At 45.6% G+C, this 15,823-nt stretch carries 17 protein-coding genes; 6 read left to right on the top strand and 11 right to left on the bottom strand.

The genetic code is table 11. The features are described from left to right. Positions 1 to 250 precede the first annotated feature (250 nt). The 4 genes from lspA to ribF all read left to right on the top strand — a co-directional run bounded on the left by lspA (position 251) and on the right by ribF (position 3,337). Complete coding sequence (lspA, locus tag NSCA4_RS0111355; protein ID WP_016688230.1) at positions 251 to 769, top strand: signal peptidase II; 519 nt, start codon at positions 251 to 253, stop codon at positions 767 to 769. Between the two features lie 26 nt (positions 770 to 795). Next, a complete protein-coding gene (ispH, locus tag NSCA4_RS0111350) occupies positions 796 to 1,764 on the top strand; it encodes a 4-hydroxy-3-methylbut-2-enyl diphosphate reductase (protein ID WP_016688229.1) in 969 nt (322 codons plus the stop codon). A 146-nt stretch (positions 1,765 to 1,910) separates the two neighbouring features. Further along, entirely contained in the window at positions 1,911 to 2,303 is a 393-nt protein-coding gene (locus NSCA4_RS0111345; protein ID WP_016688228.1) for a hypothetical protein, read from the top strand. Positions 2,304 to 2,407: 104 nt separating this feature from the next. After that, positions 2,408 to 3,337, top strand: coding sequence for a bifunctional riboflavin kinase/FAD synthetase (gene ribF / locus NSCA4_RS0111340; protein ID WP_016688227.1), 930 nt, complete (start codon positions 2,408 to 2,410; stop codon positions 3,335 to 3,337). 100 nt (positions 3,338 to 3,437) lie between these two features. On the opposite strand, the gene yacG is transcribed toward ribF, so the two are convergent. From yacG to NSCA4_RS13220, 9 genes are all read right to left on the bottom strand, one after another. Continuing rightward, positions 3,438 to 3,632, bottom strand: coding sequence for a DNA gyrase inhibitor YacG (gene yacG / locus NSCA4_RS14230; RefSeq protein WP_081476593.1), 195 nt, complete (start codon positions 3,630 to 3,632; stop codon positions 3,438 to 3,440). 38 nt (positions 3,633 to 3,670) lie between these two features. Beyond that, a complete protein-coding gene (locus NSCA4_RS14225; protein WP_081476592.1) occupies positions 3,671 to 3,952 on the bottom strand; it encodes a hypothetical protein in 282 nt (93 codons plus the stop codon). Positions 3,953 to 4,108: 156 nt separating this feature from the next. Beyond that, positions 4,109 to 4,738 carry a dephospho-CoA kinase gene (gene coaE, locus NSCA4_RS0111335; protein ID WP_016688226.1) on the bottom strand — a complete coding sequence of 210 codons (630 nt, stop codon included), beginning with the start codon at positions 4,736 to 4,738 and terminating at the stop codon, positions 4,109 to 4,111. A gap of 1 nt (position 4,739) precedes the next feature. Continuing rightward, the gene (locus NSCA4_RS0111330; protein WP_016688225.1) at positions 4,740 to 5,603 is read right to left on the bottom strand and encodes a prepilin peptidase; all 864 of its coding nucleotides are present in this window, start codon (positions 5,601 to 5,603) and stop codon (positions 4,740 to 4,742) included. Position 5,604: 1 nt separating this feature from the next. Continuing rightward, on the bottom strand, positions 5,605 to 6,846 hold the full coding sequence (locus tag NSCA4_RS0111325) for a type II secretion system F family protein (RefSeq protein WP_016688224.1): 1,242 nt from the start codon (positions 6,844 to 6,846) through the stop codon (positions 5,605 to 5,607). Between the two features lie 71 nt (positions 6,847 to 6,917). Beyond that, on the bottom strand, positions 6,918 to 8,597 hold the full coding sequence (pilB, locus tag NSCA4_RS0111320) for a type IV-A pilus assembly ATPase PilB (RefSeq protein ID WP_016688223.1): 1,680 nt from the start codon (positions 8,595 to 8,597) through the stop codon (positions 6,918 to 6,920). A 284-nt stretch (positions 8,598 to 8,881) separates the two neighbouring features. Then, the gene (locus NSCA4_RS0111315) at positions 8,882 to 9,349 is read right to left on the bottom strand and encodes an outer membrane protein assembly factor BamE (protein WP_016688222.1); all 468 of its coding nucleotides are present in this window, start codon (positions 9,347 to 9,349) and stop codon (positions 8,882 to 8,884) included. A gap of 67 nt (positions 9,350 to 9,416) precedes the next feature. Further along, positions 9,417 to 9,764: a YadA C-terminal domain-containing protein gene (locus NSCA4_RS16190; RefSeq protein WP_255265318.1), complete on the bottom strand. Its 348-nt coding sequence runs from the start codon at positions 9,762 to 9,764 to the stop codon at positions 9,417 to 9,419. Then, positions 9,662 to 10,519 carry a hypothetical protein gene (locus tag NSCA4_RS13220; RefSeq protein WP_255265317.1) on the bottom strand — a complete coding sequence of 286 codons (858 nt, stop codon included), beginning with the start codon at positions 10,517 to 10,519 and terminating at the stop codon, positions 9,662 to 9,664. Before NSCA4_RS13220 ends, NSCA4_RS16190 begins: the two co-directional genes overlap by 103 nt. A gap of 847 nt (positions 10,520 to 11,366) precedes the next feature. On the opposite strand from NSCA4_RS13220, the gene waaA reads away from it, so the two are divergent. Next, positions 11,367 to 12,629 carry a lipid IV(A) 3-deoxy-D-manno-octulosonic acid transferase gene (gene waaA / locus NSCA4_RS0111305; protein ID WP_029609750.1) on the top strand — a complete coding sequence of 421 codons (1,263 nt, stop codon included), beginning with the start codon at positions 11,367 to 11,369 and terminating at the stop codon, positions 12,627 to 12,629. A 150-nt stretch (positions 12,630 to 12,779) separates the two neighbouring features. Here the strand turns inward: waaA and NSCA4_RS0111300 are convergent, their stop codons facing one another. Both NSCA4_RS0111300 and aroG read right to left on the bottom strand, forming a co-directional pair. Continuing rightward, positions 12,780 to 13,001, bottom strand: coding sequence for a YMGG-like glycine zipper-containing protein (locus NSCA4_RS0111300; protein WP_016688219.1), 222 nt, complete (start codon positions 12,999 to 13,001; stop codon positions 12,780 to 12,782). Positions 13,002 to 13,242: 241 nt separating this feature from the next. Further along, positions 13,243 to 14,292 (bottom strand): 3-deoxy-7-phosphoheptulonate synthase AroG, encoded by a 1,050-nt coding sequence (gene aroG / locus NSCA4_RS0111295; RefSeq protein WP_016688218.1) that lies wholly within the window; start codon positions 14,290 to 14,292, stop codon positions 13,243 to 13,245. A gap of 430 nt (positions 14,293 to 14,722) precedes the next feature. Here aroG and tsaD point away from each other — a divergent pair, with 430 nt between their 5' ends. Beyond that, on the top strand, positions 14,723 to 15,784 hold the full coding sequence (tsaD, locus tag NSCA4_RS0111290) for a tRNA (adenosine(37)-N6)-threonylcarbamoyltransferase complex transferase subunit TsaD (protein WP_016688217.1): 1,062 nt from the start codon (positions 14,723 to 14,725) through the stop codon (positions 15,782 to 15,784). Positions 15,785 to 15,823: the final 39 nt, after the last annotated feature.

Raw genomic sequence — 15,823 nt, 5'->3', positions numbered from 1 at the left:
GTATCCTTTCAGGGAAGGCACATAAAAACGCCGCCATGTTATCGGCAAGGCAACACCCTATCAAGCAAATAAACTTTGTTTTACGTATGACGCTGTTTTTACACGCAGCGTTTACGCGGTTTTTCGATAACCCAGCAAAACCCTGCGTCTTGCCCTGTAATAAAAGGTTTTCAGACGACCTTTTGAAACACGGCTTTTGCGCTTTCGGGTAAAATAGCCGCTTTGTTTTTATTCAGGCAGCTTCAACCAAATGTCTTCCTCCCTTTCCAAAAAAACCGCCTACCTGCTGATCGCGCTGGTCGGCATCGCGCTTGACCAACTGACCAAATGGGAAATCCTTGCCCACTTCCAAGAAGGCGAGCGGCTCAATATCATCCCCTCTTTCTTCGACCTGACCCTTGCCTACAACCCCGGCGCGGCGTTCAGCTTCCTTGCCGACCAAGGCGGCTGGCAGAAATTCTTTTTCTTAGGGCTGGCACTCGTCATCAGCGCCTATCTCGCCCGCGCTATCCTGCGCGACGAGTTCCGCCTTTCGGGCAAAATCGGCGCCGCCATGATTATCGGCGGCGCGCTCGGTAATGTCATCGACCGACTGATTCACGGTCATGTGGTTGATTTCTTACTGTTTTACTGGAAGGATTGGTATTATCCTGCATTTAATGTTGCCGACAGCTTTATCTGCGTCGGTGCCGTTTTATTGGTTTTGGACGGACTGTTCCACAAAAAAGACCCCAAACCGACCGAAGAACCAGCAATCGACAACCCTTAAGGTCGTCTGAAATCCGGACCATACACATGACCCAAAAAACCATCATCCTTGCCAACCCGCGCGGCTTCTGCGCCGGCGTTGACCGCGCCATCAGCATCGTCGAGCGTGCGCTGGAAGAATTCGGCGCGCCGGTTTACGTCCGCCACGAAGTCGTCCACAACAAATTCGTCGTGGACAACCTACGCGAAAAAGGCGCGGTATTCATCGAAAACCTCGCCGACGTACCCAAAGACGCCATCCTGATTTACTCGGCACACGGCGTCTCCAAAGCCGTACAGCAGGAAGCCGCCGAACGCGGGTTCCGCGTATTCGATGCCACCTGCCCGCTCGTGACCAAAGTCCATAAAGAAGTCGCCCGCCTCGATGCGCAAGACTGCGAAATCATCATGATCGGACACAAAGGCCACGTCGAAGTCGAAGGCACCATGGGACAGCTTCCGCCCGGCAGAATGCTGCTGGTCGAAACCGTTGAAGACGTCGCCGGACTGCAAGTCAAAAACCCCGACAAACTCGCCTACGTCAGCCAAACCACCCTCTCCGTCGATGAAACCAAAGACATCATCGCCGCGCTGAACGCCCGTTTCCCCAACATCCGCAACCCGCATAAAGAAGACATCTGCTACGCCACGACCAACCGCCAAACCGCCGTCAAAGAATTGGCAGAAGAATGCGACATCGTCATCGTCGTCGGCTCGCCCAACTCTTCCAACAGCAACCGCCTGCGCGAAGTCGCCGCCCAACGCGGCGTCAATGCCTATATGGTCGACAACGCCGGCTACCTGCAACGCGAATGGTTCGAAGGCAAACACAAAGTCGGCGTCACCGCCGGCGCGTCCGCCCCCGAAGTTTTAGTCAGAGAAGTCCTGCAAACCATACAGCAATGGGGACACGAAACCATACGCGAAGGCGAAGGCGCAGAAGAAAGCATCGTCTTCGTCCTCCCCAAAGAACTGCGGCGTGAAGGCGAAAACAAACAGATATTGAACAAAGGTTAAACTGTTTATTCGGGCCTTTTCATCCGAGCAGCAAAATAAAGAAGGTCGTCTGAAATCCGTTTTCAGACGACCTTTACCTATTTACCCCTTGCACTCGACCAGCCGTCAGCGTACATTGGCTATTATCACTTCAAAGGGGCAACATCATGAACCCATTACGCTTTTTATCGCTCTTCACCCTTGCATTCCTGACTGCCTGCGCCGCCACACCGGAGCAACTCGCCGCACGCGCACAGGCTCGGAAACAGGAAGAACAAAACCTGCAAATCCACTTGGCCGCCCAGTGCGACCCCGAAACCGCCCGATTGATACAAAAACAGTTTGAGCTGGCGGACAACCGCTCCGTTCAAACGACAGAACAGCAAAAATCCTTCCGCCTGAAATATATAGATAAAGTTTCCGATCCCATGTTCCAAGCGTGCTACAAAATGGCATGGCAAAACTACATCTCCCAGCAGCAACTCCAAGAAGCACGCTATTATTACAACTATTACGACCCTTGGGGTTACCCTTTTTACCGTCCGCCGTTTTGGTGGTAACGACGATACAGGTCGTCTGAAAACATATTCAGACGACCTGTGGTTTATATAAACACCAAGAACGTTTACAATACCCGTCCGTTTACGAACCGCATAAATAACTCATGAAAATCTGGCTCGGTCAGCATCGCACGCCCGACTTCCCTCAGGGAAGTGCCGTTACCATCGGCAATTTTGACGGCGTGCACCTCGGACACAAACACATTCTCCAAAAACTCAAGCAAGAAGCCGATGCACTGGGGCTTCCCGTCGTCGTCGTTATCTTCGAACCACAACCCAAAGAATTTTTTGCCCGACAAACCGGTAAAAAACAGCCCTACCGTATCAGCCCTCTGCGCACCAAACTAAATTTGCTTGAACAAACCGGCTGTGTCGATGCAGTTTGGGTGCTGCGGTTTAACCAAACATTTGCCGACATGGATGCCCAAGACTTTATCAACCTGCTTTTACGCAAGACGTTGAATACGCGTTATCTGCTGATTGGAGATGACTTCCGTTTCGGGGCAGGTCGCCGTGGCGATTTCGAACTTTTGGCCGCACAACCTGATATTCAAACCGATCGTACCCCATCTGTTATCGTAGAAGACATCCGTACCAGCAGTACCGCCGTGCGTAATGCGCTTTCCGACGGTCGATTAGACTATGCCAAAAAACTGCTGGGACACGATTACACCTTAAGCGGCAAAGTCAAACACGGTAAAAAACTCGGCCGCACCATCAACGCCCCCACCGCCAACATCCAACTCCCTCCCCACCATTACGCCTTAAGCGGGGTATTTGTCGTTGAAGTAGACGGTACTTTCACCACAAAACGCGGCGTGGCAAGTTTCGGATTCAACCCTACTGTCAGCAACAACCGCGCCCAAAAACTTGAAGTCCATCTGTTTGATTTCAATGAAAACATTTATGGACAACGCCTGAACGTCCGTTTTCTGCACAAATTACGCGACGAAAAAAAATTCGACAGTATCGCCGAATTAAAAGTACAAATCGAACAAGACATGAAAAATGCCCGACATTGGTCTGAAACATAAGCTTAGACAGCCATTACCATAATGGCATCCTACCAAACAAATGCCTACCAAGGAGAAAAAAGGGGGCTTCATAGCCTCACAAAAACGTATTAAATACAGCTTATTGCAAGCCTCCAACCATTGAATCAGATAAGGTATCATCTTCTTCCGCTGCAACCGTATATTTCCCTTGCGCCCATTCGCCTAAGTCAATCAATCGGCAGCGTTGACTGCAAAAAGGTCGGTATTTACTCTCTTCATTCCATATCACCGGCTTTTGACAGGTCGGACATTTCACAGTCGTTACTTCAGTCATTATTTATTCCTTCCAAATCATTCTTTATTTTATGCTTGTTACGAAAAGCCTTCTAAATGATGGCTAATTGCCTCTTCAATAGTTGGATACCAATCCATAAATGAAGACTGTAATTCCTCTAAAACCAACTCATTGAATAAATTATCTAAATTCCTCCAATCCATTGTTTCATTTGGACAGAGAAAATTTGCCATAACGACAGTATGTTTATTGTGGGAGTAATCTGATAGGGCGCAAACCATCAGATACTGCCCTGAATGCTCCAGATAAAAAATTCTTTTTTCTAAGGGAGGTCGATTATTTGGGTATCCATTTTCCATTGTTTAAACTTTTCGCCGTATTGGCTTCCGAGTTCTTAAAATTGAATTATCTGTTTTCTGTCAAGTAGGTCGTCTGAAAAACCAAACACAGTTTCAGACGACCTTTTGATTGTTGGATTTCCAATATGCTTTGTCTGTTGCTCGAGGTATTTCACGTTAGGGCAATAATGTACCAAATTTCGAGTTGCCGGCATATCCCAGATAAAACCTATGCAAGCCCTGAATTTTCTTGGTCAATTCAGATAAAGTCCCTTCATTTTCTAAAACATCATCTGCATAGATCAGCCGCGTTTGGCGTTTGGCTTGTGTGTTCATAATGCGCTTGATCTCTTCTGTGTCCAAACCGCTTCTTTGCTGAACACGAAGAATTTGTGTTGCTTCAGAAACATCAATCACCAATACTCTATCGACAGCCTCTAAAAATTCCGGATTTTCAATCAGCAAGGGTACATCGATGATGCCGTATGCTGCATCGGGATAACAGGTCTTTGCTGATTTGATTTCGTTTAAAATCAAAGGCAGTAATACCTCTTCCAATTCTTTTTTGGCTTCAGGTCGTCTGAAAACAATATCTCTCAAAGCAGCACGGTTCAGACTGTCCTGGGTATGAAAAACCTTGTCGCCAAAAAGACGGCGGATAGCCGGTAATGCTATACCGTTATCCGCCGTCAGGTTTCGACTTAGGGCATCGGCATCAATGTGCGGGACACCCAAATCAGAAAAGATTTTTGCTGCTTGAGATTTCCCGCTGCCGATACCGCCTGTCAAACCTATCCATAAAGTCATATTAAAACCCTGATTTGGTCAGCCACCAAGTGACGGCACGATGTACCGGCTCATTAGCTACCAAAATAATCCAGCCGGCAATGGCCAAACTCGGACCGAAAGCAAAATATTGTCCTTTGGCAACCCGTCCGATAACCGCTCCAATCAGACCGATTAATGCTGCCATAAAAACCAATACAGGTAAAATGCCGACCCCAAGCCATGCACCTAGTGCAGCCAGCAATTTAAAATCGCCGTTACCCATACCGATTTTTCCAGTCAAAAGCTTATAGATGAAACACAACAACCATAAGCTCATGTAACCGAAAACTGCACCTAAGACGGCGGATTTTAATGGCACGAATGTGCCGTTCAAATTAAACAACAAGCCTAACCATATCAACGGCAGGGTCAGGCTGTCAGGTAAATATTGAGTATCCGCATCGATAAAGGTCAATGCAATCAATATTGCAGTCAATATCAACCCACCGAATGCAGCCATGGTCCAACCATATTGCCATGCCACTACGCCAAACAATATACCGGTCAATAATTCGATTAAGGGATAACGGATGCTGATGGGCGTTTTACACGAACCACATTTGCCGCCAAGCATCAGATAACTGACAATCGGAATATTTTGCCAAGCCTTTACCGGAGCATGACATTTAGGGCAGCGGGAATCCGGTTTCATCAAATTGAACGGTTGCTGCTCTTCCTCGGTTAATTCAAGTTGTAAATGCTCTTTCGCAAACTGAGTCCAGCCGCGTTCCATCATGACAGGAACGCGGTAAATGACGACATTCAGAAAACTTCCGATTAATAAACCGACTACGACAGATAATGGGATAGCAAATGGCGCTAATGCATCCAAAGATTCCAACATATTAACCTACTACGTTACCCAAGTTAAACAGCGGCAGATACATTGCCACGAGGATTGTACCGATAATAGATCCCAAAACCACCATAATAATCGGCTCCATTAAAGAAGATAGTTGTGATACAGAGTTATCAACTTCTTCCTCATAAAACTCTGCAGCTTTATTTAACATATCATCCAACGAACCTGACTCTTCACCAATAGCAGCCATTTGGATAACCATATTCGGGAACATATCCGTACTTTGCATACTTGAAGTCAAAGAGAGGCCTTGAGTAACTTTTGCACGGATGTCTTGCGTTGCTTCTTCATAGAGTATATTGCCGGCAGCACCTGATACAGAATCTAAAACCTCAACCAAAGGGACACCGGCAGCAAATAAAGTAGAAGTCGTCCGAGCCCAACGTGCAATAGTTGCTTTACGAATGATAGAGCCAAAAATAGGCATACGTAAAACCATGGCATCTACACGTTTTTGAAATTCAGGAGATTTCTGATGCAATTTATATACACCAAATCCAATGCCAATTGCTGCAATAATCATAATCCAGCCATACTCGACAAAAAAGTCGGAAATACTCATGACTGTTTGTGTCATGCCTGGTAATTCGGCCCCCATGTTGGAGTAAACTTCCTTAAATGCGGGCAAAACCCAGCGCATCATTACGAAAATCAGTACAACTGCAACAACCACAATAGAAATTGGGTACGTCAATGCAGTTTTTACTTTTTTCTTAATGGCTTGTGTTTTCTCTTTATATACAGCAAGTTTATCCAACAGGCTCTCCAAAACACCACCAGTCTCGCCCGCCGCAATCAGATTGCAATAAAAACGGTCGAAATATTTTGGATATTTGGCAAATGATTTACCCAATGAACTGCCTTGTTCCACATCTGCACGGATTTGCATCAACATGTCAGTCATGGATGGGTTGGAGTGTCCGCGTGCGACAATTTCAAAAGCCTGCATTAAAGGCAGACCTGCTTTCATCATGGTGGCGAGTTGACGGGTAAAGACAGTAATGTCTTCTTGAGTAATACGGCGTTTTTTGGTTGATTTTACTTTACTGATACGTAAAGGCCGTATCCCGCGGCGTCGGAGTTTTTTACGCGCTTCCTCTTCGTCTTTGGCGACTACTTCGCCTCGGACTAATTGATCTGTATTGGTATTTTTACCTTCAAACGTAAAACGTTTGCCTTTGTTTTTTTGAGCGAATAAGCCTCTTTTTTGCTCTGCTTGAGCCATTTTGTTACCCCTTGGTTTAATGTTTAAGAATGAAGAAAACAAAAGTCCCCGTATTTCTTCGATTCAATGGTTTAATCGTTAGTGTGAGCAATAACTTCTTCTAATGAAGTCAAACCCTGCATAGCTTTTAACAAACCTGCACGGCGCAAATCGACCATACCTTCTTTATATGCCATGTTCATAATATCAACTTCCGTACCATTATTCATAATGACACGTTGCATTTCCTCGGTAATCGGCATGACTTCGTAGACGCCGACACGACCTTTAAAGCCTTTACCACGACAGCTGTCGCAACCAACAGGACGGTAGAGTTTCCAATCTTTTGCTAAATCTTCATCTGTAAATCCTGCTTTTTTCAATGCAGGAACTGGAGGACGCTCAACCTCACGCTTACAGCTTGAACACAGACGACGCAATAATCGTTGTGCCATAATTAAGCTGACGGAACTGGCAATGTTGAATGGGGCAACACCCATGTTCAACATACGGGATAGGGTCGCAGGCGCGTTATTGGTATGCAACGTTGAAAACACCATATGTCCGGTTTGTGCCGCTTTGATGGCAATATCCGCGGTTTCCAAGTCCCGAATCTCACCTACCATGATAATGTCAGGGTCTTGTCGCAAGAAAGATTTCAACGCCGCAGCAAAAGTCAAACCTTGCTTATCATTGACGTTGACTTGATTGATGCCAGGCAAATTAATCTCTGCCGGGTCTTCTGCGGTGGAAATATTGACGTCTTCTGTATTTAAAATGTTCAGACAGGTATAAAGCGATACAGTTTTACCTGAACCTGTCGGACCTGTTACCAATACCATGCCATAAGGCCGATGAATGGCTTCGAGCAGCATTTCTTTTTGGAAAGGCTCGAATCCCAGTTGGTCAATATTCAAAGTCGCTGCGTCAGAATTCAGGATACGCATTACCACTTTTTCACCAAAAAGTGTAGGTAGCGTGCTTACACGAAAATCAATAGGGCGACCATGTTTATGGAAAGCAATTTGGATACGACCATCTTGCGGCACGCGTTTTTCAGAAATGTCCAGACGTGCCATTACTTTGATACGCGAAGCCAGCTGTCCGCGTACTGCAACAGGCGGTTGAACCACTTCTCTTAGCTGTCCGTCTACGCGAAAACGGACACGAGCCATTTGTTCGTAAAATTCAAAATGTATATCAGATGCGCCTGCGTTTAGTGCATCAGATAAAGTTTTGTGAATAAAACGAGGAATAGGACCGTCTTCAGCTTCTTCATTGTCAATGTAGAGAGATTGTGAGGGTTGGGCAGCTTCTTGTTCTTCACTAATTTCTTTTAAAATGGTGGTAGAACGTTGTCCCAACCACTCAAGCAAAGAACCTAACTGATCATCCGGGACAACTACTAAATCAACTGTCACTCCCGAAGCAAAAGCTATTTTTTGAAAACTTTGAATTTGAGTAGGATCTGAAACCGCTAAATATACCTTTCGCCCACGACGGAAAATCGGAATACAGCGATTTTGTACCATCTGCTCCTCAGTTAAGACATCCATAACGATGTTGTTTCGTGGATAATAATGCAAATCTAATAGCGGATAACTAAAAACCCGCGCAACCAACTCGCCCAAAGACCTTGGGCTAATAATCTTATCCGAAAAAAGCATGGGCAAGATTTCCTGCCCCGTTTTCAATATGTTATTGTAATGCTCTGCCTGGGCGTTGTTGATTGACTGGCTTTGAACCAAAACTCGTAATAATCCAATACTCATCGTTTGCTATCCGTTTCTTATTTTCTCTTTTTTGCAAAGAGTGCGCGTATTTTATCATTTATTATGCTTAAAACATATCAGGACGTTCCAATATCACCAACTTTTCTTTTGATTGTGAAAAATATGACACAAACGCTCCTGACCAAATTTTAAGGAATTATTATAAAACAACCACTGTCTGTGCAGAATCCCATTACGCTACTATTTAGACAGTCAAAATAACAAAACCGAGTTTTGCAAAATAACAAAACTCGGTTTTAATTTGTAAAATTAAAGTATTACTGTTACTGGCGGATACGTGCAGCAGGTGCAGGAGCCACTTCGCGAATAATGACTTCACGAACTACTTCAGGAGCAGGCTTTTTAGGACCGCAACCTTCTGGTAACCAGAAGAATGATTGTGCATTTTTATCTTTATCAAACAGAATCTTGTATTGACAAGTTTTATGCTCACCATTTTCACGGTAATTGAACAAGTAATCCCACTCACGAACACCGTACAAGCCTTCTTGGAAATGAGGGCGACCGATTAATCCGTAAATTTGGTCTTTATTCATACCCGCTTCGATTTGACGAACGTTATCCCAATTCGGCCAAGTACCATGCTGAGTACCATCATGACGGAAGGTAGTTTTAGTAGGATTAGGCCATACAGGATTATCAGTAGTACCTTCTTTGCTGACTTTGCTTAAATTACCACAAGCAGCTAAAGTCAATGCCGCGATAACCGGCAAAATGATTGATAATTTCATGTTTTTTCCTTTATATCGATATCATTCTTCAACTGGGGTCGTCTGAACCGACCAACCCCTTCAGGCCTTACCATTGATAGCCTACGCTACCACCCCAGTTTACGTCTTTACGTGTATTAACACTGACACCGGTTTTAACAGACCATTTATTGTTATCTGAGTTATGAGCATAACCTACGGCAATAGCCTGCTCATTGCGATAGCCACCTACCGCAGCAGAGACTATGCTCTTACCTGCTTCATTCGGACGTTGTAAGAATGCAATCGCAGTCGCACCGGCGATACCTGCACGCAAATCCTTATCCATATCATTCAAGCGGTTATCAATACCATTAACTTGATTTTGTAAATTGGTGATTGCGGTAGAATTGCCTTGAGAACGTGCAGCAACTTGATATAGTTGGCTACCGTTAATAGCATCAGTACTGGTTGCATTAATACGTCCGGCAGCAACATTAGTGATAGTACGCTCGCCACCCGTCCCGTATAGCCAACGCTAACGGTAGAACGGGGATTAGTACCTGCAAAACCACTATAAGATACGTTATTTACAGTTGCACTATTAGTACCCACTGCTTCAGCAGTTGTAGAACCTGCACCCAAAGCAACGGAACCCGAATGAGAAGCTATCGCACGGGAGCCAATAGCCACTGCCGAATTAGCAGAAGCTTTAGACTGCAAGCCATAAGCCACACTTGACTGACCTGAAGCAGAAGATGCTGCACCTGTAGCAGTCGAATACATTGCAGAAGCTAGAGAACCAGTACCCAAAGCAGTAGCACCTTGAGCAGTTGCTTGAGCTTTTTGACCGGCAGCAGTCGTTGTATTGCCAAGTGCTTTCGCGCCTTGACCAAATGCAGCAGCGGTAACACCATTAGCCTCAGCATAAGAACCAACTGCGATGGCAGATTCCCCTGCAGAAGTGGTACTGGTACCGATAGAAATACCGCTATGACCTGTTGCCGTTGTATTCACACCGATAGCCATACCAAAACGATCGGTTGCGCCATCGTTGTTATAGTTAGGACGTTGAACACCAGCATCACTACTGATACTAATGTAATTTTCAGCGGAAGCGGCAGATACTGCAAACAAACCGAAAGCAGCAAACGATAGGGACATTGCCTTATTGAGCGCGGTAAAACGATTCATGTGTGCTTTGTGTTTCATATTTTATCTCCCTGATAAAAACACATAATGATAGTTATTGAAAAGACCGAACCAAAGATAATATATGTTTCGCATATTATGATTGACAAATATTTGCCGTTTATCTAATATACATACCACTTATCTAACACTTACAAAAAAATGTAACCGATTCAATCCATCTAAAACAAATAAATCAGTATAATCAATGTACTGGATCGATTTACAATCCAATTAATCTATACATGATTGCATTATATTGGACTAGCTGTCTTCTCATTTATTATTTTTTTTATCATGGCTTAACACGTTCTCTATATTATTAATTATTAACAGTATTGTTCGCCATGAATATATAACCTAGCACATATTAACAATTGAAATTAGTAGGGAAATATATGATATTCTGCAATTTTGTGTCTAATTTTCATATAAAAAGCAATTTAAATTTAAAATAAAACAGAAATTTACCAATAAAATTTTTGAAGGCTATTTTTATCTATAAGAATTATTTCAATACATATCCACAAATTCTCATCTGTTATATCTATAACCCTGACTTTCACATATCTTTTTACAACCGAAATATGTCAAAAAAGTGTTGTATTTAGACAAATATCATCTATTCTTACAGACGATGATCCTACTAATTTCATCAATCTTATCTAATCATACCTATTTCCACCAACTACAATATCAAGTATTTCAAAATATCAAGTATTTCAAAATCACAAGCCTTTCTATTCAGCTATTTTCATCAGCTTTTAGCTTTGGAACTGCTCATCTCGTCCTGTTTTAGATTGAATCGTCTATAATCTCTCCTGATACCTTTTTCATACGCCCCCTTACATCTTGGAATATCATTATGTTGATACGTTGGTTATATAATCAACTTTGGCACATCGCTCCTTTGTTTATCCGCTGTTATTTAAAAAAGAGAGCTGAAAAATCAGTCTCCTATTTGGAACATTGGGATGAAAGATTCGGCAAAAAAATGAGCAATCCGCTGCAACATCCGATTTGGATTCACGCCGTTTCCGTCGGAGAGACCCGTGCAGCGCAGCCACTCATTAAAGCATTACAGAACCATTTCCCAGATGCCCCTTTATTACTGACTCAAATGACACCGACCGGAAGGCATACGGCGCAAACCCTATATCCCAATGCGCAATGCCGCTATATTCCCTACGACAAACCAGAATGGGTTGAGCAATTTTTAAACGACCACGCCCCTCGTTTCGGTATTTTGATGGAAACAGAAATTTGGCCTAATCTGATGCACATGTGTGCTAAAAAACAAATTCCGCTTTTTCTTGCCAACGCCCGCCTGTCTGAGAAATCGCAACGGGGATATTTGAAAATACGAGGCTTGGTTGAACCTGCGATGCGCACCCTGAGCGGATGCTTTGCCCAAACTGCCGAAGATGCGGAACGACTGCACTTAATTGGAGCATCGAATGTCCATATCTGCGGCAATACCAAATACGATGTATCGCTTCCCGAAGGGATGAAAGCACTTGCAGCCGCATTTAAAGAACGAATCGGCAATCGCCCTGTCGTCGTGTGTGCCAGCACCCGTTTCTACAAAGGTCAGGATGAAGCGGAAATATTGCTTGACGCATGGAAACGCTATAAAGGGGATGCACTGCTGGTAATTATCCCCCGACACCCCGAGCGTTTTCAGACGACCTTTTCCCTTGCGGAAGATATGGGCTACCGTGTGCAATATCGCAGTGATAACCTTCTTGTCGACAAAGAAACGCAAATATGGGTCGGAGACAGCATGGGAGAATTGTTTGCCTATTATTTGGCTGCGGATATTGCCTTCGTCGGCGGCAGTCTTGTGGATGCGGGTTGTCAGAATGTTATCGAACCGATTTCCTGCGGCATACCGACCTTATTCGGTTTTTCAACCTACAATTTCGCCGCCGTATGCCAAGATGCCATCCATGCCGGAGCGGCAGAACAAGTCGATTCTGCTGTAAGATGGTACGAAAAAGCCACATCATGGCTTGCCAATCCATTGGAAAAAGAACGTTTCTCCCAAAAAGCCCTTGAGTTTATCGGCAAACATCAAGGAGCTAGCAAACGCATGGCGGATCAAATTGCCAAAGCAGTCATCCGCCAATAAATCATCCATCCCACTTATGACTAAAATGTCGTCTGAACCAAGATAACCCTCGTTTCAGACGACATTTTCTCATTCACATCCCATCAAGCAAAAACCGTTCCGACAAATGAAACGATCGGAACGGTTTGCATAATGATATTAATGAACTACTTAACGATAGCGATGTCCGTGATGAACTTGGCTGCCGATAACGCCGCCTAATGCTGCGCCACCCAAAGTAGCACCGGTATCGCCGCCAATCAGGTTACCTGCTACACCACCCAATACTGCACCGGTAGCGGTATTGCGTTGTGTTTGGTTCATCCCTGCGCATGCGCTCAAAGAAGCAGCGACAGCAATCAAGGTAACGGTTTTAGTCAAAGCCTTTTTCATGTTGTATTCTCCATCAGTGGGTTAAACAATACGCAGGCAGTATCTCACAAGGTTTCATTAATATGTCTTCTAATAAGTAAAGACTGTTTAAACTACGATAACTTGCCGGGAGACCGCCCTTGAGCCATTATAAACAATAAGTTTACAAAAAATGAAAACAAAAGGTCGTCTGAAAAAACTGTCTGTTTTTGTTCACACACGGCCTTTTCAGACGACCTCTTTTTCCACCGCTCAAGCCGGCTTAAGGCGCGATCCGTTTGAGGTTTGCCGCAGCCAAAAGCGCGAGCATTTCTTCAGTGGTATCCCAGCCGATGCAGGCATCGGTAATGCTTTGCCCGTAAACTTCAGGCTTGTCCTGTCTGCCTTCGACCAAATGGCTTTCCACCATCACGCCCATAATATTGTTTTCGCCGTTTTCCAGTTGCGCGGCAACGTCTTGGGCAACTTCCATCTGCCGTCTGTAATCTTTACGGCTGTTTGCGTGACTGCAATCGACCATCAGCTTGGGCGACAAACCGGCTTTTATTAATTGCTCCGCCGCCGATTTGACGTGTTCGGTGCTGTAATTCGGCTCTTTGCCGCCGCGCAGGATAACGTGGCAGTCGGGATTGCCGCCGGTATGCACAATGGCGGAATGCCCTGCTTTGGTTACAGACAGAAAGTGATGCGGATGACTTGCCGCACCAATCGCATCGATGGCGATTTTCAGATTGCCGTCCGTACCGTTTTTGAAACCGACCGGACAAGACAAGCCGCTGGCGAGTTCGCGGTGTACCTGACTTTCCGTCGTCCGCGCACCAATCGCGCCCCAAGAAATCAAGTCCGCGTAATATTGCGGCGTAATCATATCAAGGAACTCCGTCGAAGCGGGCATGCCCATATTATTTAACGTCAGCAGCAAGCTGCGCGCCTGACGCAAACCGTAGTTGATGTCGAACGTACCGTCCAAGTGCGGGTCGTTAATCAGACCTTTCCAGCCCACCGTCGTGCGCGGTTTTTCAAAATACACGCGCATCACAATCAGCAATTCTTTTTCATATTTCTTGCGCAACACCAGCAAACGTTCGGCGTATTCCAATGCGGCTTTGGTGTCGTGGATGGAACACGGGCCGATAATCACCAACAGGCGGTTGTCCTTGCCGTGAACCAAATCGGCGATTTCATGACGTGTGCGGTGTACCAGCCCCGCCGCTTCATCAGAAATCGGCAACTCGTACAAATGGGCAATCGGTGGCAGCAGCTCTTTGACTTCTCTAATCTTAATATCGTCGGTAGGGTATTGTTTGGTCATTGTTATTGCTTTCAAATTCAGATAAATCGGGGCATAGATTACCTTCTTTACCTGTTTTAAACAAGTCTTCTCTCAAGTATTCAGCAATTTTATTTCAAAAAAGTATTTTTTATGTATTTTAAAGCATTAAAAATCATAAAATATAAAAATATAAGCAATAATATTTCTATCAATTAAATTTAAAAATCAAAATTGCCGACAATCCTCCTACCCGATGCGTCTCTAAGTCTCTAATATGTCTAATGTAATCAAATTTAAATAACAAAAACTCAGACAATAAAAATGCTCGGTATAACCCGGATAGCAAACCCAATTCCGTATCATTATATGATACAGCCTCTCCCACTTCATATTCCCAAATCTCAAGCAAGCCAAGCCCACCCGAAATCCGTTAAAATACCGCATCCTTATTTTCAGACGACCTCAAACCATGTTGGTACTCGGAATCGAATCATCCTGCGATGAAACGGGGGTTGCGCTTTACGACACCGAACGCGGCCTGTTGGCGCACCATCTTCACACCCAAATGGCGATGCACGCCGAATACGGCGGCGTTGTCCCCGAACTTGCCAGCCGCGACCACATCCGCCGCGTCGTGCCGCTGACGCAGGGCTGTTTGCAGGAAGCGGGCGTTTCATACGACGACATCGATGCCGTCGCCTACACCCAAGGGCCGGGCTTGGGTGGCGCGCTTCTGGCAGGTTCGGGCTACGCCAACGCTTTGGCGTTTGCCCTGAACAAACCCGTCATTCCCATCCACCATCTCGAAGGTCATTTGCTCTCTCCGCTTTTGGCGGACGACAAGCCTGAATTTCCATTTGTCGCCCTGCTGGTTTCGGGCGGGCATACGCAGTTTATGGCGGTGCGCGGCATCGGCGATTACACGTTGATGGGCGAAAGCGTTGATGACGCGGCGGGCGAGGCGTTCGACAAAACCGCCAAACTCTTGGGGCTGCCCTACCCCGGCGGCGCGAAGCTGTCCGAACTGGCGAAGCTGGGCAACCCCGACGCCTTTGCGTTCCCGCGCCCCATGCTCCATTCGCACGATTTGCAGATGAGCTTCTCCGGTTTGAAAACCGCCGTGCTGACCGCCGTCGAAAAAGTCCGTGCCGAAAACGGCGGCGAAATTCCCGAGCAAACGCGCAACGACATCTGCCGCGCGTTTCAAGACGCGGTGATCGACGTCCTTGCCGCCAAAGCCAAAAAAGCCTTGTTGGATACCGGATTCAGAACTTTGGTCGTCGCGGGCGGCGTCGGTGCAAACTGGAAGCTGCGCGACGAATTTTCCCGCCTGAGCGTCAAAAAGCTGTCTGAAAAAGGCAAACCCAAGCCTAAGGAAGAAAAAATCAAAGTCTGCTTCCCGCCCATGGAATACTGCACCGACAACGGCGCGATGATTGCCTTCGCCGGCGCGATGAGGTTGCAGGAGCGGCAACCCGCCGGCGCGTTCAACGTCAAACCGCGCTGGCCGCTGTCGGATCTTGTGAAGTAGTGTGTGGCAAAAAAGGTCGTCTGAAAACCTTATTTATGG

The sequence above is a fragment of the Neisseria sicca 4320 genome, assembly GCF_000193735.1.
GTDB lineage: Bacteria > Pseudomonadota > Gammaproteobacteria > Burkholderiales > Neisseriaceae > Neisseria > Neisseria sicca_E.
The sequence above is the reverse complement of the archived record's forward strand: the minus strand, read 5'-3'. Positions and strand labels throughout refer to the sequence as shown.